Genomic DNA, 21,168 nt, shown 5'->3' on the forward strand with positions numbered 1-21,168 from the left:
AAAAGGACAGCCATTCTAGAATCGACCCCCTGCACACCCCTCGCCGGCCGGCGCGGGGTGTTGTGCATTTCCCGGGCACTTCATGGACCTACCCCACCTCACCGCGGGCAAGCGTTTCACGCTGCCGCGCCCCCCGCTGTCGGCCGATGCGCTGATGCTGGCGCAACTGGCCGAGCGCGAAAAAGCGGCCGGCCGGGCCACCGCCGTCTTCACCGCCGATGCCAACGACGCCCAGCGGCTGATCGACGAGATCGCCTTCTTCGCGCCCGAACTGCGCTGCGCCCTGTTTCCCGACTGGGAGACCCTGCCCTACGACAGCTTCTCGCCGCACCAGGACCTGATCAGCGAACGGCTCGCGACGCTCTGGCGCATCAGCCAGAAAGAAGCCGATGTCGTGCTGGTGCCCGCCACCACCGCGCTCTACCGGCTGGCGCCGCCGGCCTTCCTCGCCGGCTATACCTTCCAGTTCAAGAGCGGGCAGAAGCTGCAGGACTCGAAGCTCAAGGCCCAGCTCACCCTGGCCGGCTACACCCACGTGACGCAGGTCGTGAGCCCGGGCGAGTACGCGGTGCGCGGCGGCCTGATCGACTTGTTCCCGATGGGCTCGCCGGTGCCGTTCCGGGTCGACCTGTTCGACGACGAGATCGACTCGATCCGCACCTTCGACCCCGACACCCAGCGAAGCCTCTACCCGGTGCCCGAAGTGCGGCTGCTGCCCGGGCGCGAATTCCCGATGGACGACGACGCCCGGGCGCGCTTTCGCAGCCGCTGGCGCGAGCTGCTCGAAGGCGATCCGACCCGCAGCCGGATCTACAAGGACATGGGCAACGGCGTCGCCACGGCGGGCATTGAGTACTACCTGCCGCTCTTCTTCGAAGAGACCGCGACCGTGTTCGACTACCTGGGGCCCGACGCGACGGTTGTGCTGCACGGCGACCTGGAGCCGGCCTTCCAGCATTTCTGGCAGGACACGGGCGAGCGCTACCGCCTGGTGCAAGGCGATCCCGAACGGCCTGCGCTGCCGCCCCAGGCGCTGTTCCTGAACGCCGAGCAGTTCTACCAGCGGGCCAAGCCGCACCCGCAGCTGGCGATCCGCGGCGAAGCCGACGCCGATGCACCGCCCTACGCCGAGTTCGACGTCCTGCCGCCCTTCGCCGTGGTGCGCGGCGCGGACGATCCGCTGGTCAAGCTCAAGGAACACATCCGCAGCACGCCGCACCGCGTGCTGGTGATCGCCGAGAGCGACGGCCGGCGCGAGAGCCTGCTCGATTTCCTGCGTGCCAGCGGCGTCGGGCCGCCGGCCTTCGACTCGCTGGCCGAGTTCGAGGCCCAGCCCGACGAGAAGATCGGCATCGCGACCGCGGCCCTGGTGGCCGGCTTCGCGTGGCGCGAACAGGGCATCGATTTCGTCACCGAGACCGAGCTCTTCGCGACCGCTCCCGCCACGCGCCGGCGCAACAAGAAGCAGGAGCAGGTCAGCGACGTCGAAGCGCTGATCAAGGACTTGAGCGAGCTCGCGATCGGCGACCCGGTGGTGCATTCGGCCCACGGCATCGGCCGCTACCGCGGGCTGGTCAACATGGACCTGGGCCAGGGCAAGGACGCCGAGGGCAAGCCGCTGCTGCAGGAGATGCTGCACCTGGAGTACGCCGACAAGGCCACGCTCTACGTCCCGGTGTCGCAGCTGCACCTGGTGAGCCGCTACACCGGCGTCAGCGCCGACGAGGCGCCTCTGCACAAGCTGGGCTCGGGCCAGTGGGAGAAGGCCAAGCGCCGCGCCGCCGAGCAGGTGCGCGACTCGGCCGCCGAACTGCTCAACATCTATGCCCGGCGCGCCGCGCGCGAAGGCTACGCCTTCCGCTTCTCGGCCGCCGACTACGAGGTCTTCGCCAACGACTTCGGCTTCGACGAGACCGCCGACCAGAAGGCCGCGATCCATGCCGTGATCCAGGACATGATCTCGCCGCAGCCGATGGACCGGCTGGTCTGCGGCGACGTCGGCTTCGGCAAGACCGAAGTCGCCCTGCGCGCCGCCTTCGTGGCCGTGACCGGCGGCAAGCAGGTGGCCTTTCTCGCGCCGACCACCCTCCTGGCCGAGCAGCACTACCAGACGCTGGTCGACCGCTTCGCCAAATGGCCGGTGAAGGTCGCCGAGATGAGCCGCTTCCGCTCCGCCAAGGAGATCACCGCGGCCGCGAAGGGACTCGCCGACGGCAGCGTGGACATCGTGGTGGGCACGCACAAGCTGCTGTCGCAGTCGGTGAAGTTCAAGAACCTGGGGTTGTTGATCATCGACGAGGAGCACCGCTTCGGCGTCCGCCACAAGGAGGCGATGAAGGCGATGCGGGCCGAGGTCGACGTGCTGACCCTGACCGCCACGCCGATCCCGCGCACCTTGGGCATGGCGCTCGAAGGCCTGCGCGACCTGAGCGTGATCGCCACCGCGCCGCAGCGGCGGCTGGCGATCAAGACCTTCGTTCGCAACGAGGGCACCGGCGTGATCCGCGAGGCGGTGCTGCGCGAGTTGAAGCGCGGCGGCCAGGTCTACTTCCTGCACAACGAGGTCGAGACGATCGAGAACCGGCGCCAGAAGCTCGAGCAGATCCTGCCCGAGGCGCGCATCGCCGTGGCCCACGGCCAGATGCCCGAGCGCGAGCTCGAGCGCGTGATGCGCGACTTCGTGGCCCAGCGCTACAACCTGCTCCTGTGCTCGACCATCATCGAGACCGGCATCGACGTGCCGACCGCCAACACGATCGTGATGAGCCGCGCCGACAAGTTCGGCCTGGCGCAGCTGCACCAGCTGCGCGGCCGGGTCGGCCGCAGCCATCACCAGGCCTATGCGTACCTGATGGTGCCGGACATCGAGGGCCTGACCAAGCAGGCGGCGCAGCGGCTCGACGCGATCCAGCAGATGGAAGAGCTGGGCTCGGGCTTCTACCTCGCGATGCACGACCTGGAGATCCGCGGCGCCGGCGAGGTGCTGGGCGAGAACCAGAGCGGCAACATGATGGAGATCGGCTTCCAGCTCTACAACGAGATGCTGGCCGAGGCGGTGCGCTCGCTCAAGGCCGGGCAGGAGCCCGACCTGCTGGCGCCGCTGTCGGTCACGACCGAGATCAACCTGCATGCGCCGGCCCTGCTGCCCGACGACTATTGCGGCGACGTCCACCTGCGGCTGTCCTTCTACAAGAAGCTGGCGACCGCCAAGACGCCGGACCAGATCGACACCTTGCTCGAGGAAATCGTCGACCGCTTCGGCAAGCTGCCGCCACAGGCGCAGACGCTGATCGACGTGCACCGGCTGCGGGTGCTGGCGCGGCCCTACGGCGTGATCAAGGTCGATGCGGCGCCGGGGGTGATCCACATCACCTTCAAGAAAGACCCGCCGATCGACTCGATGAACATCATCCACCTGATCCAGAAGAACAAGCACATCAAACTCGCGGGCAACGAGAAGCTGCGTATCGAGCGCGAGCTGAAGGAGCCCAAGGAGCGGGCGCAGATGGTGCGCGATGTGCTGCGCAGCCTGGGCCAACCCAAAGTACAGGAGCCGACACCGGCATGAAAGAACTCTCCCCCGGCCTGGTCGTGCAGCGCTTCACGCCGCCGCTCGCGCTCGCCGACTTCAAGCTGGTCGCGTTCGACATGGACTCGACCCTGATCAACATCGAATGCATCGACGAGATCGCAGATGCGGTCGGCAAGAAGGCCGAGGTCGCGGCCATCACCGAGGCCACGATGCGCGGCGAGATCAAGGACTTCAAGGAAAGCCTGCGGCGGCGCGTGGCGCTGCTGAAGGGCGTTCCGGTGGCGGCCCTGCAGCAGGTCTACGACCAGCGCCTGCAGCTCAATCCGGGCGCGGAGCAACTCGTTCTGGCCTGCAAGGCTGCGGGGCTCAAGGTGCTGCTGGTGTCGGGCGGCTTCACCTTCTTCGCCAACCGCGTGAAGGATCGGCTGGGCATCGACTTCGCGCGCTCCAACCTGCTGGACGAAGCCGACGGCCTGCTCACGGGCGAGGTCGTGCAGCAGTCCTGGGGCGACATCTGCGATGGCGCCGAGAAGCGCCGCACCCTGCTCGAGGTGGCCTCGCTGCTGGGGATCTCGGCGGCCGAGACGATCGCCGTCGGCGACGGCGCCAACGACCTGCCGATGATGGGCGAAGCCGGCCTCTCGGTGGCCTTCCACGCGAAGCCGAAGGTGCGCGAGGAGGCGATGGTGGCGATCAACGAGGGCGGGCTCGACCGCCTGCTCGAAGTGCTGCGGTGAGCCCCATGGCCGACGACAAGCGCCCGCCGCCCGTCTCCGCGACCCTGCACGGCGATCGCCGCGGCGGCGTCGAGCACGGCGCGATCCACAAGCCGATCCACACCTCGGTGCAGTACGGCTACGAGCGCACCGAAGACCTGATCGGCGTCTTCCAGGGCACGCTCAAGAACAGCTTCAGCTATGCCCGCCAGGGCACGCCGACCACCGCCGCGCTCGAAGCCAAGCTGACGCAGCTCGAGCAAGGCCTCGGCAGCATCTGCTTCGCCAGCGGCATGGCGGCGCTGAGCGCGGTCTTCCTCACCTTGCTGCGCGCCGGCGACCACGTCGTCTCGAGCCATTTCGTGTTCGGCAATACCAACAGCCTGTTCGGCACGCTGGCCGGACTGGGCGTGGCGGTCGACAAGGTCGACGCGGGCTCGGTCGACCGGGTGCGCGACGCCCTGCGGCCGCAGACGCGCATGGTGTTCGTCGAGACCATCGCCAACCCCGGCACCCAGGTCCCCGACCTCGAGGCGATCGGCGCCTTGTGCCGCGAGCGCGGACTGCTCTACGTGGTGGACAACACGATCACCTCCCCTGCCCTGTTCCGGCCGCGCAGCGTCGGCGCCGGGCTGGTCGTGAACTCGCTGACCAAGACCATCGCCGGCCACGGGGCGGCGCTGGGCGGCGCGGTCACGGACACTGGCGAGTTCGACTGGCAGGCCTATCCCAACATCGCCGCCAGTTACCGCGGGCTCGACCCCCGGCAATGGGGACTGCAGCAGATCCGCAAGAAGGGGCTGCGCGACATGGGCGGCACCCTGGCACCCGAGCAGGCCCACCGCATCAGCCTGGGTGCCGAGACGCTTGCGCTGCGGGTGGCGCAGACCAGCGCGACCGCGCTGGCGCTGGCGCGCTTTCTCGAATCCCATGCGGCGGTCGCCAGGGTGCACTACCCGATGCTCGAAAGCCATCCGCAGCATGCGCTGGCGACGAAGCACTTCCAGGCCGGCTCCTGGCTGCTGGCTTTCGAACTGCGCGACAGCAGCCGCATGCCGGCCGCGCTCGACCGCCTGCAGCTGGCCATCAAGGCCACCGGCCTCGGCGACAACCGGACGCTGGTGATCCCGGTGGCGCCGACCATCTACTGGGAAGCAGGCCCCGTGGTGCGCGCCGAGATGGGGATCGCCGACGGGCTGGTCCGGGTCTCGGTCGGGCTCGAAGCCGCCGACGAACTCATCGCAGATTTCGGGCAGGCGCTGGCCTGATCACCTCGATCCGGTCAGGTATTGGTCAGTTTCACGGCCGAGTCACATCCTTTTTCTAGAGTCCCCTGCATTCACGGCGCCGGACATGGGGTCCGGTGCTTTCGAATCTGAGGAGCATCAATGAAGAAGAAGGTGATCTATCCGTCGCTGCTGGGCCTGGGCCTGAGCCTGCTGGTGACGGCATGCGGGGGCGGGAGCAGCAACGGCGGCAGCCTGCCGGTCGCTGGCGGCGGCACGACGACCCCGGCGCCGGCCGCGCCGGCACCCGCCCCGCGGGCCAAGAACGTGATCTTCTTCCTGGGCGACGGCATGGGCATCACGACCATGACCGCCGCGCGCATCTACCAGGTCGGCGAGGACGGCGAGCTCACCATGGACAAGCTGCCCGAGACGGCCTTCGTCCACACCTATTCCAACGACGGCCAGGTGACCGACAGCGCGCCCTCGATGGCCGCCTACATGACCGGCGTGAAGATGAACAACGAGGTCATCTCGATGTCGCCCGAGACCCGGGCCGTCGACGCCGCCGGCAAGGCCTACCACCTCAACTTCGACAGCACCTGTCCGGGCACCGGCAACGGCGTCGCGGTCGAGACCCTGCTCGAGCAGATGGGCGCCGCGGGCTACGGCACGGGCGTGGTCAGCACGGCCCGCATCACGCACGCCACGCCGGCCACCACCTATTCGCACGTGTGCCACCGCGATGCCGAGAACACCATCGCCGCGGCGCTGGTGCCCGGCGGCGCCGGCTACAACGCCAAGCTGGGCCAGGGCATCGACGTGATCCTCGGCGGCGGCAGCAGCTACTTCACGCCCAAGGAAGACGGCGGCACCCGCAACGACAAGCGCAACCTGGTGAAGGAACTGCAGGCCGCGAAGTACAGCTTCGCCTCGAACAAGGCCGAGTTCGACAAGCTGCCGGTCGACGGCACGCGGATCGCCGGCCTGTTCACCAAGAGCCACATGAGCTACGACCTCGACCGCGACCCGGCCAAGGAACCGAGCCTGTCGGAAATGACCCGCAAGGCCATCGACGCGCTGGCGACCAAGAAATCGGGCTTCTTCCTGATGGTCGAGGGCGGGCGCATCGACCATGCCCTGCACGCGACCAACGCGCGGCGGGCGCTGCAGGACACGGTGGCTTTCGATGATGCGATCAAGGCCGCGCTCGACAAGATGGAAGCGCTCGACCCGGGCCTGGCGAACACGCTGATCGTGGTCACGGCCGACCACGACCATTCGCTGCAGATGAACGGCTATGCCAAGCGCACCGGCAAGACCGAGCCCGGCAAGCCCGGGGTGCTCGGCCTGGTGAAGAGCTACGTCAACGGCGCGTCGAGCACCGACGTCGATGGCAACCCCTACACCATCCTAGGCTTCGGCAACGGTCCCAACCGCCTGCCGACCCGCGGGCCGATCGACGACGCCACGCTCGAGAGCCCGGACTACCTGCAGGAAGCCGTGGTCCCGCTGGCCAGCGAGACGCATGGCGGCGGCGACGTCTTCCTCGGCGCCAAGGGCGTCGGCGCCGACGCCTTCAAGGGCGCGCTCACCAACAACGACGTGTTCGGCCTCATCAAGACCGCCACCGGTCTCTGAGCCCACCCCCATCCAGATCAGGAATCCATCGATGACTCCCACCATTCGAAGCATCAGCCTCGCCATCTCGCTCGCGCTCGCGGGCCTGGGCAGCAGCGCCCACGCCTCCGGAGAGGCGAAGAACGTGATCTTCTTCCTCGGCGACGGCATGGGCCCGGTGACAGTGACCGCCGCGCGCATCTACAAGGGCGAGAAGCAGCTGGCGGCCCAGCCCGGCTCGCTGGCCTCGGCCGAACGCGCCAAGCTGACGATGCAATCGCTCGGCTACGCGGCCCGCGTCAAGACCTTCTCGAAGGACGGCCAGACCACCGACAGCGCGCCCTCGATGGCCGCCTACATGACCGGCGTGAAGATGAACAACGAAGTCATCTCGATGTCGGAAGACACCGCGGCCTACGCACCCGACGGCTCGCAGTACATCAGCGGCGAAGACACCACCTGCAGCGCGACCAACGGCAAGCCCGCCGCCACGCTGCTGGAACTGGCGAAGGCCCAGGGGCGCTCGGTCGGGGCGGTCTCCACCACCCGCGTGGGGCACGCGACGCCGGCCGCGACCTATGCGCACATCTGCAACCGCAACGCCTACAACACGATCGCCGAGCAGTCGGTGCCGGGACATGCGCGCTACAACGCGGCGCTGAAGGACGGCGTCGACGTGCTGCTGGGCGGCGGCCAGCGCAACTACCTGCCGAAGTCGACCTACGCGGCCAGCAAGCGCACCGACAACGTCAACCTGGTGACGGCGATGGAGGGCAAGGGCTACACCTATGTCGACACCGGCAGCAAGCTGGCCGCGCTCGACACCACTGCGACGACCAAGCTGCTGGGCCTGTTCTCGGCCAGCGAGATGGCCTACGAACTCGACCGCGTGAACCAGAACCTCGACCAGCCCAGCCTGTCGCAGATGACCGAGAAGGCGCTGCAGGTGCTCAGCCGCAACGACAAGGGCTTCTTCCTGATGGTCGAAGGCGGCCGCATCGACCATGCACTGCACGGCAGCAACGCCAAGCGGGCGCTGGAGGACACGCTGGCGCTGGACCGCGCCATCGACACCGCGCTGGCCTTCATGGAGAAGAAGGACCCGGGCCTGAAGAACACGCTGGTGGTGGTCACGGCCGACCACGACCACGCGATCGCCTTCAACGGCTACAGCAAGATCAACAACCCGATCCTGGGCAAGGTGCGCGACTACCAGACCGGCGACCTGGCCAAGGCCTCCGACGGCAAGCCCTACACCACGCTGGTGTTCGGCAACGGCGGGCGTCCGAACGCCACCGTCGGCAGCGACGTCAATGCCGAGGACGGCAACAAACCGTGGGTCGCGCCGGCCCGCGGCGCCACCCGCGACGACCTGACCAACGTCGACACCACGCAGGACAACTTCCTGCAGGAAGTGGGCATCAACCTGGGCACGCCGGGCTCCGAGACCCATGGCGGCGGCGACGTGATGCTGTTCGCGGGCGGTGCCGGCGCCCGGATCTTCAAGGGCACGATGGACAACACGCGGGTGTTTTCCAAGGTCAAGGAAGCGGCCGGTCTCTGATGGCAAGGCACCCGAACCCTCTGGGCGCCCTGGCGCTGCTGGTGGCGCTGCTGGCCGGCGGCGCCGCCGCGCAGCCCGCCGCGGCACCGCCGGTCGCGGCACCGCCGGTCGCGGTCACCACGGCCGCGGTGGAAGCCGCGCCCCCGGTCGATCTGCGCGTGACGCATGTCAGCCGCTCGATCGGCGTCGACGGCGTGACGCGCGAGACCCGCTACACCAATCGCATGTTCCGCCGCACCGGCACGGTGTGGACCGAGCGCGAGCTCCCCGAGGGCCTGCGCGCGAGCCTCGGACACGGCCATCCGCATGCACACGGCCCGCACGCCGGCCACGCCCACGACGAAGCGCAGGGCGCGCCCCTGCGCATCACGCGCCGGGCGGACGGCAGCGAGCTGGTCGAGGTGGTGCTCGACAAGACCCGCCGGGTGATCGAGGTCGACCGCGCGCACCACGGCAACGTGGGCTACGGCGGCTCCTGGGATGCGGCCTACTGGCTGATCGCGCCGGCCCAGCTGCAGCGCATGACGCGCGTCGGGGCCGTCCGCGACGGCGTGCAGCGCTACCGCGGCGTCCAGGGCGAGACCACGACCGTGGTGGACTGGGACGTGGCGGGCCAGTTTCCGCGCCGCATCGAGCGCAGCGATGCGCACGGCACCTCGTTCTACCTGCTGACCGCGACCCGCCTGCCGGCGCCGAAGCCGGAGCCCTGGGCCGCCAGCAAGGGGTACGACCGCGGGGACTACTCGGACTTGCTGGACTAGCCGCCGCCAACCTGCACAGGGTCGGACGATTCATAACGCTTGACGTTTAACGTTACGCGTTATAGAATCCAGCCCTGTGTCAATCAAATCCTTCTCTGACGCTGACACTGAGGAACTCTTCCGCACAGGAAGGAACAAGCGATTCGCCGCCATCGCGCGGGTCGCGGCGCGCAAGTTGACGCAGCTTGATGCGGCTGTCACCAACGACGACATGGGCTCGCCGCCCGGCAACGATCTGAAGCACTACGATGGCTTCTTGCACATCAGGATCAACGACCAGTGGCGGCTAGCCTGGAAGTGGGACGGCGACAGTCCCGAGGAAGTGAAGATCTACGACCCTCATTGAAGCGCACGGCAAAAGCAATTTCGCAAGATGCGAACGCCCTGTGTGGCAGAAAGGCAAGAGGCCATGGTCAAGAATGGAATGCGTCCGGTACATCCCGGCGAAACGCTCCGGGAGGACTTTCTGGAGCCCCTGAAGATGAGCGCCAGCGCGCTCGCAAAGGAACTGCACGTCGCAGCGCCGACCGTGAACGACATCGTGCGCGAGAAGCGCGGCGTGTCCCCCCTGATGGCGCTGCGCCTGTCCCGCTACTTTGGCGGCTCGGCGCAATGGTGGCTCAACATGCAGAGCGTCTACGACCTCAAGATGGCCGAGAAAGCGGCCGCGAAGCAGATCGAGAAAGAGGTCCGCCCGCGCGAGCACGCGGCCGCCGCCTGAGAGCCCCCAAGGCCCGCCCCCGAAGCGGGCTTTTTTACGCCCATTGCAAGGAGGGCCGCCCGGGTCGATCTAAAGCGCGGTGCCGAGCCGCGCGATGCCTTCGTGGATCTTCTCGACATTGGCGGTCGCGAAACTCAGGCGCAGCGTGGCGACATCCGGCTTCTCGGCGAAGAAGGGCGCGCCGGGCACGAAGGCCACGAGTTTCTCGATCGCCCGCTTGGCGAGCACGTTGGCGTCCGCGACCTTGCCGCCGGCACCGGTCAGGCGGGCCCAGAAGAACAGCCCGCCGCCCGGCTGCGTGAACGTGATGGCGTCGCCCAACTCGCGCTGCAACGCCTCGCCCATCGCGCGCGCCCGCTCCGCGTAGACCTCGCGCACATGGGCCAGCGTGGCCGGCATCCGGCCGCTCTTGAGGTACTGCGCGGCGGTCGCCTGGGCGAAGGTGCTGGTGTGGGCGTCGCTGAACTGCTTGCACATGGTCGCCTTGGCGAGCAGCTCGGCCGGGCCGATCATCCAGCCGATGCGCAGGCCGGGGCTCAGCACCTTGCTGAGGCTGCCGCAATGCGCCACCAGCGCGCGGCTGCCCGGGACGTCCTTGGTCAGCGCCATGATCGAGGGCGGAGGCGCCTGGTCGAAGTAGAGGTCGCCATAGGGGTCGTCCTCGACGATCAGCGTCTGGTAGCGCACCGCCATCTCGAGCACCTTGCGGCGGCGCTCCAGGCTCAGCATCGCGCCGCTGGGATTGCCGAAGGTGGGAATCAGGTAGACGAACTTCGGCTTGTGTTCGGCGATGAGCTTCTCGAGCTCGTCGGTGCGCACGCCGTCGGCGTCGACCGGCGCGCTGATGAGCTGCGCGCCGTAGAGGCGGAAGCACTGGATCGTCGCCAGGAAGGTGGGGCCTTCGACGATCACCTTGTCGCCGGGCGAGATCAGCGTCTTGCCGAGCAGGTCGAGCGCCTGCTGGCTGCCGGTGGTCACGATCAGGCCGCTCGGGTCGACCTCGACGCCCTTGGTCTTCATGAAGGCCGACAGCTGCGTGCGCAGCGGCTCGTAGCCTTCGGTGGCGCCATACTGCAGCGCCCCGCCGGGCTCTTCGGCGAGCGCCTTGGCGCTGGCCTCCTTCAGCCCCTCGACGTCGAACATCGCGCTGTCGGGAAAGCCGCCCGCAAAGCTGATGATGCCGGGCGTGCCCAGCAGCTTGAAGAGTTCGCGGATGGCGGAGGTTTCGACGTTGTCGAGTCGGGAAGCGAATTGCATGAGAGCCTTCTTGGGAGGAGTTGCAGGAAGCGATTGTCGCAGCCCCCTAAACTCCCCGCCACGATGAAGAAATCAGACATAGAGCCGTTCTTCGCCATCCTGCAGGCGGCCAATCCGAGCCCCGAGACCGAACTCGAATACAAGACGCCCTTCGAGCTGCTCGCGGCCGTGCTGCTGTCCGCCCAGGCTACCGACGTCGGGGTCAACAAGGCCACCCGCCTGCTGTTTCCGGTCGCCAACACGCCGCAGGCGATCCTGGACCTGGGCGTCGAGGGGCTCGAGCGCTACATCAAGACCATCGGCCTGTACCGCAGCAAGGCGAAGCACCTCGTCGAGGCCTGCCGGATGCTGGTCGAGCTGCACGGGGGCGAAGTGCCGCGCACTCGGGCCGAACTGGAAGCCCTTCCAGGCGTCGGCCGCAAGACCGCCAACGTGGTGCTCAACGTCGCCTTCGGCGAACCGACCATGGCCGTCGACACCCACATTTTCCGGGTCGGCAACCGCACCGGACTGGCCCCCGGCAAGACGCCGCTCGAAGTCGAGCTCAAGCTCGAGAAGCGGGTGCCCGAGGCCTACCGCCTGCACGCCCACCACTGGCTGATCCTGCACGGGCGCTACACCTGCGTCGCCCGCAAGCCCCTGTGCTGGAAGTGCGCAGTGTCACCTTACTGTGACTACAAGCCCAAGACGCCGGCGCCCTGAAGCGGCCAGCGCGATACGCCGGGCGCGTCGTTCAGATCTCGATCGTGATGCACTCGCCGAAAGCGATCGGCTGGCCCGGCCATTGATCGGACCGTTCGATGGCGCGGATGCCGTCGCGCAGCAGCCAGGCGCAACGAATCACGCCGGCATGCGTGATCCAGACCGCATCGCGGCCGCCGGCACGCCAGGCATCGAAGGCCTCGCCCACCCGCCGCATGAACTGCCGCGTGCATTCGCCGCTGCGCCCCGCCCGCACATCCGCGAAATCGCGCGTCCAGGCGTCGATCTCGGCGCGGTCGATGGCCGACCAGAGCTGCTCTTCCCACTCGCCCAGATCCATCTCGGCGATGCGCGGGTCGGCGCCGGCCACGGCCAGATCGGGACGCAGCGCGACGATGGCTTGCGCGAGTTCCGAACAGCGCGACAAGGGCGAACAGGTCAGCGAAACCCCTTCAGGCAACTCCGGCGCCACGCGCTCGGCCACGGCACGGGTCACTTCGGGCAGCACGGGAACATCGGTTCGCCCGTAGCAGAAGCCATCGACGGCCGTGGTCCGCGCATGGCGCACGAGCAGCAGCTTCATGCCTGCCACGCCAGCGCGAGGTAGATCGCCAGTTCGCAGACCTGCTGCGTCGCACCCAGGCCGTCCCCGGTGAACCCGCGCAGCCGGCGCCGCAGCAGCCGCGCGACCAGCAACGCGGCCAGCGCGCACAGCAGCACCGGCGCCAATCCCCGCATCGCGCCCTGCGTCATCAGCAGCCAGCCCACCGCCGGCAGCGACCACGCAACGCCGACCAGCAAGGCGCCATTGCCGATCGCGTCGGCCAGCGGCTTCGATTTGCTCGCTGCGTTCTCGTCCCCGACGTAGGGCAGCCAGCGGATCAGGAACAGCGGCGCGAGGCGCGACAGCACATGGGCGCTCACGAGCGCGAGAACCACGGTCGGCACGCCCTGCCCCGCCAGCGCACCCAGCAGCAGCACCTTCAGGCCCAGCGCCAGCACCAGCGCGATCGCGCCGAAAGCGCCGATCCGCGAATCTTTCATGATCTCGAGCGCGCGCGCACGGTCGGCCGATCCGCCGAGGCCATCCGCGACGTCGGCCAGGCCATCCTCGTGAAACGCGCCGGTCATGAGAACGGTGGCGATCGTCGACAGCGCCGCCGCCGCCAGCGCACCCGCGAAGCCCGCCAGCCCCGCCTGCGCGATGCAGAACACGCCGGCCGCAACCGCACCCACCAGCCAGCCGACGCCCGGGAAATGCGCCGCGCTCGCGCGCAGCATCGCCGGGCTGAACCCGACCCAGCCCGCGAGCGGCCCCGTGACCGGAACCCGCGTGAAGAACTGCAGCGCCAGCAGGAAGTGGCGCACGCCGTTCATGCCGGCTCCTGCCTCGAAACGCCGGCCGACTCGAAGCTCGCCATCTCGCGCAGGATGCAGCAGGCGGATTCGAGCAGCGGCCATGCCAGCGCCGCACCGGACCCTTCGCCAAGACGCAGGTCCAGCTGCAGCAGCGGCCGCAGCTCCAAGTAGTTCAGCAGCAGCCGGTGACCCGGTTCGGCCGACTCGTGCGCCGCGACGCAGCGTTGCACGACATGCGGGCGCAGCGCACGCGCCACCAGCACCGCGGCACTGGCGATGAAGCCGTCGAGCACGATCACCCGCCGCTCCTGCGCCGCCTGCAGCACCGCGCCCACCAGCGTCGCGATCTCGAACCCTCCGAACGCGGCCAGCGCGGCCAGCGGGTCGGTGGCGGCCGCGTGCAGCTCGAGCACGCCGCGCAGCACCTTGTGCTTGTGGGCCCGCCCGGCGGCATCGAGGCCAGTGCCGGCGCCGGTGCAGGCATCGATGTCCTGCCCGGAAATCCGGGCCAGCAGCATCGCCGCCGCGGACGAGTTGCCGATGCCCATCTCGCCCAGCAGCACGGCATTGCCGGGCAGATCGCGCATCAGCGCCATGCCGTTCACGATGGCCTGCTCGCACTGCGCCATGCTCATCGCCGGCCCCAGGGAGGCATCGGCGGTGCCCGGCGCGACCTTGCGCAGCAGCAGGCCTTTTCGCGGCGCGAAGTCGTGCCGCACGCCGCAATCGACGACGGTCAGGTTCAGGCGGTGCTGCCGGGCCAGCACGCTCACGGCTGCGCCGCCGGCCAGGAAGTTCTCGACCATCTGCCAGGTCACGTCGCTGGGGTACACCGACACGCCGCGCGCCGCGAGTCCGTGGTCCCCGGCGCAGACCAGCATCTGCGGCGCGTCGAGCACCGGCGCCGTGCTGCCCAGGATGCACGCGATGCGCAGCGCCAGCGCCTCCAGCCGGCCGAGCGCGCCGATGGGTTTGGTCTTGTTGTCGAGCAGTTGTTGCAGCCGTGCCGCGAAGGCGGCGTCGTCGATGCTGTCGATCGGGGGAAGTTGTAGCGAGGTCATTCGATGAGGGAGCGCAGCACGCCCGGTTCAAAGTGGGAATCGATGTGGTCGGCCAGGCCGTCGAACACGGCATCGAGCGTTCGCGCCTCGACGCCGAACAGCGCCTGGAGCGCGCCGGGGTCCTCGAAGAGGCCGTGCAGGTAGAGGCCGAGCACATGGCCGGCGCTGTTCTGCCACGCGAGATCGTCCGCCATGACCGCCGTGGCGCGGTCGCCGGCGGCCGCCATGGCGGTGTGTTCGGCCGTCTGGCCATGACGGATTTCGTAGCCGCGCACGCTGAGCCCGGACAAAGCGGACCACGGGCCGCCCAACTTCGAGAATTTCGCCTCGCGGTGGCGAACGGTCTTGTCGGCGGCGAAGACGGTGACCACCGGCAGCAGCCCGAGCCCCGGCCCGTTGCCGTCGACGCCATGCGGATCGATCAGCGCCTCGCCGAGCATCTGCAGCCCGCCGCAGATGCCCAGCACGGCGCCGCCGCGTTCCGCATGCGCGGCCACCGCGCGGTCGAGGCCCTGGGCGCGCAGCCAGGCGAGATCGCCGCTCGTGTTCTTCGAGCCGGGCAGGATGATCCAGTCCGCGCCGGCCACGTCGGCCGGACTGCGGGCCCAGCGCAGGCGCACCCCGGCGATATTCTTGAGCGGCTGGAATTCGTCCAGGTTGCTGATGCGCGGATAGGCGACCACGGCGATGGTGCGCGTGACTTCGCCGCCCGCCGCCACGCTGCGGTCGTCGAAGACGCCGTCCTCCTCCGGCAAGCCGTGCTGCCACCACATGGGCAGCGTCGCCACCGTCGGCACGCCGGTCAAGGCCTGCAACTGCTGCGGCGCGGGCGCGAGCAGCGAGGCATCGCCCCTGAACTTGTTGAGCACGAAGCCGGCGATCAGCGCGCGGTCGGCTGCCGGCATCAGCGCCCAGGTGCCGTAGAGATGCGCGAAGGCCCCGCCCCGATCGATATCGGTGACCAGCAGGCAACGGGCATCGGCGTGCCGCGCCACGCGCAGATTGACGATGTCGCTGGCCATCAGGTTGATCTCGGCGGGCGAGCCGGCACCCTCGATCACCACCACGTCGTTCTCGGCGCGCAGGGCGTCGAGCGCCTGCGCGATCTGCGGCCAGACGCGCTCGCTGCGCCCGCGCCAGGGCAAGGCCGTGAGCTCGGGGCTCACCTGCCCCATCAGCACCACCTGGCTGTGGGTGTCGCGCTCGGGCTTGAGCAGCAGCGGGTTCATGCGGACATCGGGCTCGGCACGCGCCGCCAGCGCCTGGAAGTACTGCGCGCTGCCGATCTCCCCGCCCGCCACCACGCGGGCGTTGTTGCTCATGTTCTGCGCCTTGAACGGCGCCACCCGCAGGCCCTGGCGCGCGAACCAGCGGCACAGCGCGGTCGCCAGCCAGCTCTTGCCGGCGCCGCTGGTGGTGCCGAGGACCATGACGCAGCGGGCCCGGCCGCCTGGCACATTGGAATTCATGAGCGCGATTGTCCTTTACGTGATCTTCCTCACGATCCCCGCAATCGGCTTGGAATGAATCCTAAAGCATTCATGCATTTCACCCTTACCTTCGACGCCATGAAGAAAAAAGGGAACCACGGCGAATGCCAGGCTTACGCGACATAGCGCTCACGGTCGAGGAGCGCGACAAGAATCAGTTCTTCTGGGTGATCCTGGAAGCCCTCCCCAGCGACGCCGCCGAGGCGATCCACTACAGCGGCATCTACTGCGCCGCCAACCCGCAGACCACCTACGCCAACGCGCTCGTGATGGGCGCCCACCAGCTGCGCAAGCTGGCCGATCCCGACGGCTGGGCGCACAGCGCGTTCCACGGTCTGCCCATGGGGCGCTGAACGGCCGAGCAACCGGGGCCGCTCAGCGAGCCGCCACCTGCGCCTGCTGGGCGCCCGTCGGCGCGAGCGACACCACCTGCGCGTCCCAACTGCCCCCCAGCGCCCGGATCAGCCCCACGGTCGCCTGGTACTGCGCCGACTTCACCTGCAGCGCCTGCCGCCGGTTCTGCAGTTCGCTGCGGCGCGCGTCGAGCAGGTCGAGCTGGCTGATCATGCCGTTGCGGTAGCGCGAGTCCGACAGCGTGGTGGCACGCTCGGCCGACGCCACGGCCTTGGCCTGCACGCCCGATTGCTGGGCCAGGATGCGCAGTGACGACAGCTGGTCCTCCACTTCCTTGAAGGCGACCAGCACCTGCGTCCGGTAGTTGGCCAGCGCGCCGTCGAGCAGCGCCGACGCGCCCTGCACGCCGGCCTCGCGCCGGCCGCCGTCGAACACCGGCAGCGCCAGCAAGGCCCCGATGCCCCAGGAGCGCGCCGACCACTTCAGCAGGTCGCCGACGTCGTTGGAGGCATAGCCGCCGGCGCCCGTCAGCGTGATGTCCGGAAACCAGGCCGCCTGCGCGACGCCGACCCGCGCCTGCGCCGCCAGCACCGACTTCTGGGCCGCCGAGATGTCGGGCCGGCGCGACAGCACGGTGGCGGGCACGCCCGGCGGGATCGTCGGCAAGGCGGTGGACCATTCGCCCGCGCCGACGTCGAAGTCGGACGCCAGGTCGCCGACCAGCACCGCCAGGGCGTGCTCCAGTTCGGCGCGGCGGCGGTCCAGCGTCATCGCATCGGACTCGTTGGAAGCGACCTCGGTCTCGACCCGCGCCACATCGAGCTCGGCCACATCCCCTGCCCGCTCGCGGCTCTGCGTCAGGCGCAGCGTGTCGCGATAGGCCTCGACCGTGTCGCGCACCAGCACCCGCTCGGCATCGACCGCGCGCAGCGCCAGGTAGGTCTGGGCCACTTCGGCCTGGACCAGCAGGCGCGTGCTCTGCAGCAGGCCGGCGCGCGATTCGGCGTCGAGGCGCGCGGCATCGCTGGCGCCGGAGAGCTTGCCGAACAGATCGAGCTCGTAGGAGAAATCGAAACCGGCCCGCGCCAGGGTCGAAGGCCGCGGGCTCTGGTTGCGGTCGAGCCCGGCACTGCGCGCGGCACCGGCGCCCAGGCCGATCTGCGGCGCGAGGTCGGCATCGGTGCTGCGGGCCAGGGCCCGCGCCTCGGCCAGCCGTGCCGCCGCCGCCTGGATGCTGGTGTTGCGGGCGTCCGCGCGCGCGATCAGCTGGTCGAGCACCGGGTCGTCGAAGCTGCGCCACCAATCGCCGCGCGGCTGCGCCTCGGCAGGTTGGGCCCGGGTCCAGCTGCCCTGCGTGTCGGCGGCCTGCTCCTTGAACTGGGCCGGCGGGTTGAAGGTCGGCAGTTCGGCCGGTGCGGTCGCGCAGCCGGCCAGCACCAGCGCGGCGAACAACGGCAGCAGCGCGGCGCCCCAGCGCCCGCCTCGGGTTTCAAGTCTTGAATTCATGATCAGCTTTCTTTGGGAAGGCAGAGTGGCCTAGGCGTCGTGATGCAGCGGTGCGGCAGGCGCGGGCTGCAGTCCGCCGCCCGCGCCGCCGCCGCCGCCGCCGGCCGGATGGTCGGCCGACACGAAGGCATCGACGTGCGGCACCTCGCCATGCAGCTTGAGCGGGCGGTTGCCGGCCATCTTGCGCACCGCGACATAGAACACCGGCGTCAGGAACAGGCCGAAGGCAGTCACGCCGATCATCCCGGCGAACACCGCCACGCCCATCGCCGAGCGCATCTCGGCGCCGGCGCCGGTGGCGAGCACCAGCGGCAGCACGCCCATCACGAAGGCCAGCGATGTCATCAGGATCGGGCGCAGCCGCAGCCGGCTGGCCTCGATCGCGGCCTGGATCGGCGTGCGCCCGGCGAACTCGAGTTCGCGCGCGAACTCCACGATCAGGATCGCGTTCTTGGCACTCAGCCCGACCAGCACGATCAGCCCGATCTGCGTGAACACGTTGTTGTCGCCATGGGACAGCCAGACGCCGGTCATCGCGGCCAGGATGCCCATCGGCACGATCAGGATGATCGCCAGCGGCAGGGTCAGGCTCTCGTACTGCGCCGCCAGCACCAGGAACACCAGCAGGATCGCCAGCGGGAACACCAGCAGCGCCGAGTTGCCGGCCAGGATCTCCTGGTAGGTCAGTTCGGTCCATTCGTAGCTCACGCCCTTGGGCAGGGTCTCGGCCGCGATGCGCTCGATCGCGTCCTGCGCCTGGCCCGAGGAATAACCCGGTGCCGGCCCGCCGTTGACGTCGGCGGCCAGGTAGCCGTTGTAGCGCATGGCGCGTTCCGGCCCGAAGCTCGAATTGACCTTCATGAGTGCCGACAGCGGCACCATCTCGCCCGAGGTCGAGCGCACCTTCAGCAGGCCCACGTCCTCGGCGCGGGCGCGGTACGGCGCATCGGCCTGTACCCGCACGCTGTAGGTGCGGCCAAACTTGTTGAAGTCGTTCGCATAGAGGCTGCCGAGGTAGATCTGCATGGTGTCGAAGATGTCGGTCACCGGCACGCCGAGCTGCCGCGCCTTGGTGCGGTCGATGTCGGCATAGAGCTGCGGCACGTTGACCTGCCAGCTGGTGAACAAGCCCGCGAGCTCCGGCGCCTGCGAGGCCTTGGCCATGAAGGCCTTGACCGCGCCGTCCATCGCCTCGTAGCCGACCGACCCACGATCCTCCAGCTGCAGCTTGAAGCCGCCCGTGGTGCCGAGCCCCGCCACCGGCGGCGGCGGGAACATCACGATGAAGGCCTCCTGGATGCCGGCGAACTGCTGGTTCAGCTGGCCCGCGATGGCGCCGCCGCTCTGGTCGCCCCGCTTGCGCTCGGCGAAGGGCTTGAGCGTCGCGAACACGATGCCGGAGTTGGAGCTGTTGGTGAAGCCGTTGATCGACAGGCCCGGGAAGGCGATCGCGTCCTCGACGTTCGGGTTCTTCTTCATGATCTCGCCCATGCGCTGGATCACGTCCTCGGTGCGGTCCAGCGTGGCGCCGTCGGGCAGCTGCGCGAAGCCGATCAGGTACTGCTTGTCCTGCGCCGGCACGAAGCCGCTGGGCACCGCCTTGAAGAGGCCGAAGGTGACGCCGACCAGCGCCAGGTAGATCACCAGCATCAGCGTCTTGCGCGAGATCACCCGCCGGACGCCGCCGCTGTAGGCCTCGGCGCCGCGATGGAAGAGCTTGTTGAAGCCGCGGAAGACACCGCCGAAGACCCGGTCCATGCCGCGCGTCAGCGCGTCCCTGGGCGCATCGTGGCTGCGCAGCAGCAGCGCCGCGAGCGCCGGCGACAAGGTCAGCGAATTGATCGCCGAGATCACCGTCGAGATCGCGATCGTGACCGCGAACTGGCGGTAGAACTGGCCCGTGAGCCCGCTGATGAAGGCCAGCGGCACGAACACCGCGACCAGCACCAGCGCGATCGCGATGATCGGCCCCGACACCTCGCGCATCGCGCGGTAGGTGGCTTCGCGCGGCGTCAGGCCGGCCTCGATGTTGCGCTCGACGTTCTCCACCACCACGATCGCGTCGTCGACCACGATGCCGATCGCCAGCACCAGCCCGAACAGGCTCAGCGCATTGATCGAGAAGCCCAGCACGTGCAGCACGGCGAAGGTGCCGATCACCGACACCGGCACCGCCAGCAGCGGGATGATCGAGGCGCGCCAGGTCTGCAGGAACAGGATCACCACCAGCACCACCAGCGCGATCGCCTCCAGCAAGGTGTGGACCACCGATTCGATCGAGGCCCGGACGAACTGGGTCGGGTCGTAGGCGATGCGGAACTCCACGCCCTCGGGCATGTTCTTGGCGATCTCGTCCATGGTCTTGCGGACGTCGCGCGAGATGTCCAGCGCGTTGGAGCCCGGGGCCTGGAACACGCCGATGCCGACCGCGGCGTCGTTGTTCAGCAACGAGCGCAGCGAGTAGTCGGCCGCGCCCATCTCGAGGCGGCCGATGTCGCGCAGCCGCGTCACGGCGCCGTCGCTGCCGGTCTTGACGATGATGTCGCCGAACTCTTCCTCGCTCTGCAGGCGGCCCTGGGCGTTGATCGACAACTGCATGTCGACGCCCGACAGGCCCGGCGAGGCGCCGACCACGCCGGCCGCGGCCTGCACGTTCTGGCCGCGGATCGCGGCCACCACGTCGCTGGCCGAGAGGCCGCGCTGCGCCACCTTCTGCGGATCGAGCCAGACCCGCATCGAGTACTCGCCGCCGCCGAAGATCTGCACCTGGCCGACACCGGGGATGCGCGCCAGCCGATCCTTGACATTCAGCACCGCGTAGTTGCGCAGGTAGTTGATGTCATAGCGGTCGTTGGGCGACACCAGGTGCACCACCATCGTCAGGTCAGGTGCGCTCTTCACGGTCGTGATGCCGAGCCGGCGCACTTCCTCGGGCAGGCGCGGCTCGGCCTGCGAGACGCGGTTCTGCACCAGCTGCTGCGCCTTGTCGGGGTCGGTGCCGAGCTTGAAGGTGACGGTCAGCGTCATCACGCCGTCGGTGGTCGCCTGGCTGCCCATGTAGAGCATGCCCTCGACGCCGTTGATCGACTCCTCCAGCGGCGTCGCCACGGTCTCGGCGATCACCTTCGGATTGGCGCCCGGGTACTGGGCCCTCACCACCACCGACGGCGGTGCCACTTCGGGGTACTCGGAGATCGGCAGCCCGCGCAGCGCGATCAAGCCGGCGATCAGCATCAGCAGCGACAGCACGCCGGCAAAGATCGGCCGGTCGATGAAGAACTTGGATAGATTCATGATGT

The 21,168-nt window shown here is 69.0% G+C and carries 17 protein-coding genes; 10 read left to right on the plus strand and 7 right to left on the minus strand.

All coding sequences use genetic code 11. From position 1 onward, the window contains the following. Window positions 1-82 precede the first annotated feature (82 nt). From mfd to QTI68_RS15210, 8 genes are all read left to right on the plus strand, one after another. The gene (gene mfd, locus QTI68_RS15175; protein ID WP_286522391.1) at window positions 83-3,568 is read left to right on the plus strand and encodes a transcription-repair coupling factor; all 3,486 of its coding nucleotides are present in this window, start codon (window positions 83-85) and stop codon (window positions 3,566-3,568) included. Then, the gene (gene serB / locus QTI68_RS15180) at window positions 3,565-4,269 is read left to right on the plus strand and encodes a phosphoserine phosphatase SerB (RefSeq protein ID WP_286522392.1); all 705 of its coding nucleotides are present in this window, start codon (window positions 3,565-3,567) and stop codon (window positions 4,267-4,269) included. The genes mfd and serB overlap by 4 nt, the downstream gene beginning before the upstream one ends. Before the next feature lie 5 nt (window positions 4,270-4,274). Then, on the plus strand, window positions 4,275-5,516 hold the full coding sequence (locus QTI68_RS15185; RefSeq protein ID WP_286522394.1) for a cystathionine gamma-synthase family protein: 1,242 nt from the start codon (window positions 4,275-4,277) through the stop codon (window positions 5,514-5,516). 120 nt (window positions 5,517-5,636) lie between these two features. Continuing rightward, window positions 5,637-7,115, plus strand: a complete 1,479-nt coding sequence (locus QTI68_RS15190; RefSeq protein ID WP_286522395.1) for an alkaline phosphatase — start codon at window positions 5,637-5,639, stop codon at window positions 7,113-7,115. Between the two features lie 31 nt (window positions 7,116-7,146). Next, entirely contained in the window at window positions 7,147-8,658 is a 1,512-nt protein-coding gene (locus tag QTI68_RS15195) for an alkaline phosphatase (protein ID WP_286522396.1), read from the plus strand. Continuing rightward, entirely contained in the window at window positions 8,658-9,419 is a 762-nt protein-coding gene (locus QTI68_RS15200) for a hypothetical protein (RefSeq protein WP_286522398.1), read from the plus strand. Before QTI68_RS15195 ends, QTI68_RS15200 begins: the two co-directional genes overlap by 1 nt. A gap of 76 nt (window positions 9,420-9,495) precedes the next feature. Continuing rightward, on the plus strand, window positions 9,496-9,765 hold the full coding sequence (locus QTI68_RS15205) for a type II toxin-antitoxin system RelE/ParE family toxin (protein WP_286522400.1): 270 nt from the start codon (window positions 9,496-9,498) through the stop codon (window positions 9,763-9,765). 63 nt (window positions 9,766-9,828) lie between these two features. Next, window positions 9,829-10,140: a HigA family addiction module antitoxin gene (locus QTI68_RS15210; RefSeq protein WP_286522401.1), complete on the plus strand. Its 312-nt coding sequence runs from the start codon at window positions 9,829-9,831 to the stop codon at window positions 10,138-10,140. Window positions 10,141-10,209: 69 nt separating this feature from the next. Here QTI68_RS15210 and QTI68_RS15215 read toward each other — a convergent pair whose 3' ends face one another. After that, a complete protein-coding gene (locus QTI68_RS15215) occupies window positions 10,210-11,397 on the minus strand; it encodes an aminotransferase-like domain-containing protein (RefSeq protein WP_286522402.1) in 1,188 nt (395 codons plus the stop codon). A gap of 63 nt (window positions 11,398-11,460) precedes the next feature. On the opposite strand from QTI68_RS15215, the gene nth reads away from it, so the two are divergent. Further along, window positions 11,461-12,099: an endonuclease III gene (gene nth / locus QTI68_RS15220; RefSeq protein WP_286522403.1), complete on the plus strand. Its 639-nt coding sequence runs from the start codon at window positions 11,461-11,463 to the stop codon at window positions 12,097-12,099. A gap of 31 nt (window positions 12,100-12,130) precedes the next feature. On the opposite strand, the gene QTI68_RS15225 is transcribed toward nth, so the two are convergent. The 4 genes from QTI68_RS15225 to QTI68_RS15240 are packed head-to-tail and all read right to left on the minus strand — an operon-like array spanning window position 12,131 to window position 15,988. Continuing rightward, the gene (locus QTI68_RS15225; RefSeq protein WP_286522405.1) at window positions 12,131-12,682 is read right to left on the minus strand and encodes a histidine phosphatase family protein; all 552 of its coding nucleotides are present in this window, start codon (window positions 12,680-12,682) and stop codon (window positions 12,131-12,133) included. Next, window positions 12,679-13,476 carry an adenosylcobinamide-GDP ribazoletransferase gene (locus QTI68_RS15230; protein ID WP_286522406.1) on the minus strand — a complete coding sequence of 266 codons (798 nt, stop codon included), beginning with the start codon at window positions 13,474-13,476 and terminating at the stop codon, window positions 12,679-12,681. The genes QTI68_RS15225 and QTI68_RS15230 overlap by 4 nt, the downstream gene beginning before the upstream one ends. Beyond that, window positions 13,473-14,519, minus strand: a complete 1,047-nt coding sequence (gene cobT / locus QTI68_RS15235; protein ID WP_286522408.1) for a nicotinate-nucleotide--dimethylbenzimidazole phosphoribosyltransferase — start codon at window positions 14,517-14,519, stop codon at window positions 13,473-13,475. Before cobT ends, QTI68_RS15230 begins: the two co-directional genes overlap by 4 nt. After that, the gene (locus tag QTI68_RS15240; RefSeq protein ID WP_286522410.1) at window positions 14,516-15,988 is read right to left on the minus strand and encodes a cobyric acid synthase; all 1,473 of its coding nucleotides are present in this window, start codon (window positions 15,986-15,988) and stop codon (window positions 14,516-14,518) included. Before QTI68_RS15240 ends, cobT begins: the two co-directional genes overlap by 4 nt. Window positions 15,989-16,113: 125 nt before the next feature. Here QTI68_RS15240 and QTI68_RS15245 point away from each other — a divergent pair, with 125 nt between their 5' ends. Then, window positions 16,114-16,362 (plus strand): hypothetical protein, encoded by a 249-nt coding sequence (locus tag QTI68_RS15245; protein WP_286522412.1) that lies wholly within the window; start codon window positions 16,114-16,116, stop codon window positions 16,360-16,362. 22 nt (window positions 16,363-16,384) lie between these two features. Here the strand turns inward: QTI68_RS15245 and QTI68_RS15250 are convergent, their stop codons facing one another. Both QTI68_RS15250 and QTI68_RS15255 read right to left on the minus strand, forming a co-directional pair. Then, window positions 16,385-17,869, minus strand: coding sequence for an efflux transporter outer membrane subunit (locus tag QTI68_RS15250; protein ID WP_286522413.1), 1,485 nt, complete (start codon window positions 17,867-17,869; stop codon window positions 16,385-16,387). 30 nt (window positions 17,870-17,899) lie between these two features. Then, entirely contained in the window at window positions 17,900-21,163 is a 3,264-nt protein-coding gene (locus QTI68_RS15255; protein WP_286522414.1) for an efflux RND transporter permease subunit, read from the minus strand. Window positions 21,164-21,168: the final 5 nt, after the last annotated feature.

The organism is Variovorax sp. J31P207 (assembly GCF_030316965.1).
GTDB classification, from domain to species: domain Bacteria; phylum Pseudomonadota; class Gammaproteobacteria; order Burkholderiales; family Burkholderiaceae_C; genus Variovorax; species Variovorax ginsengisoli_B.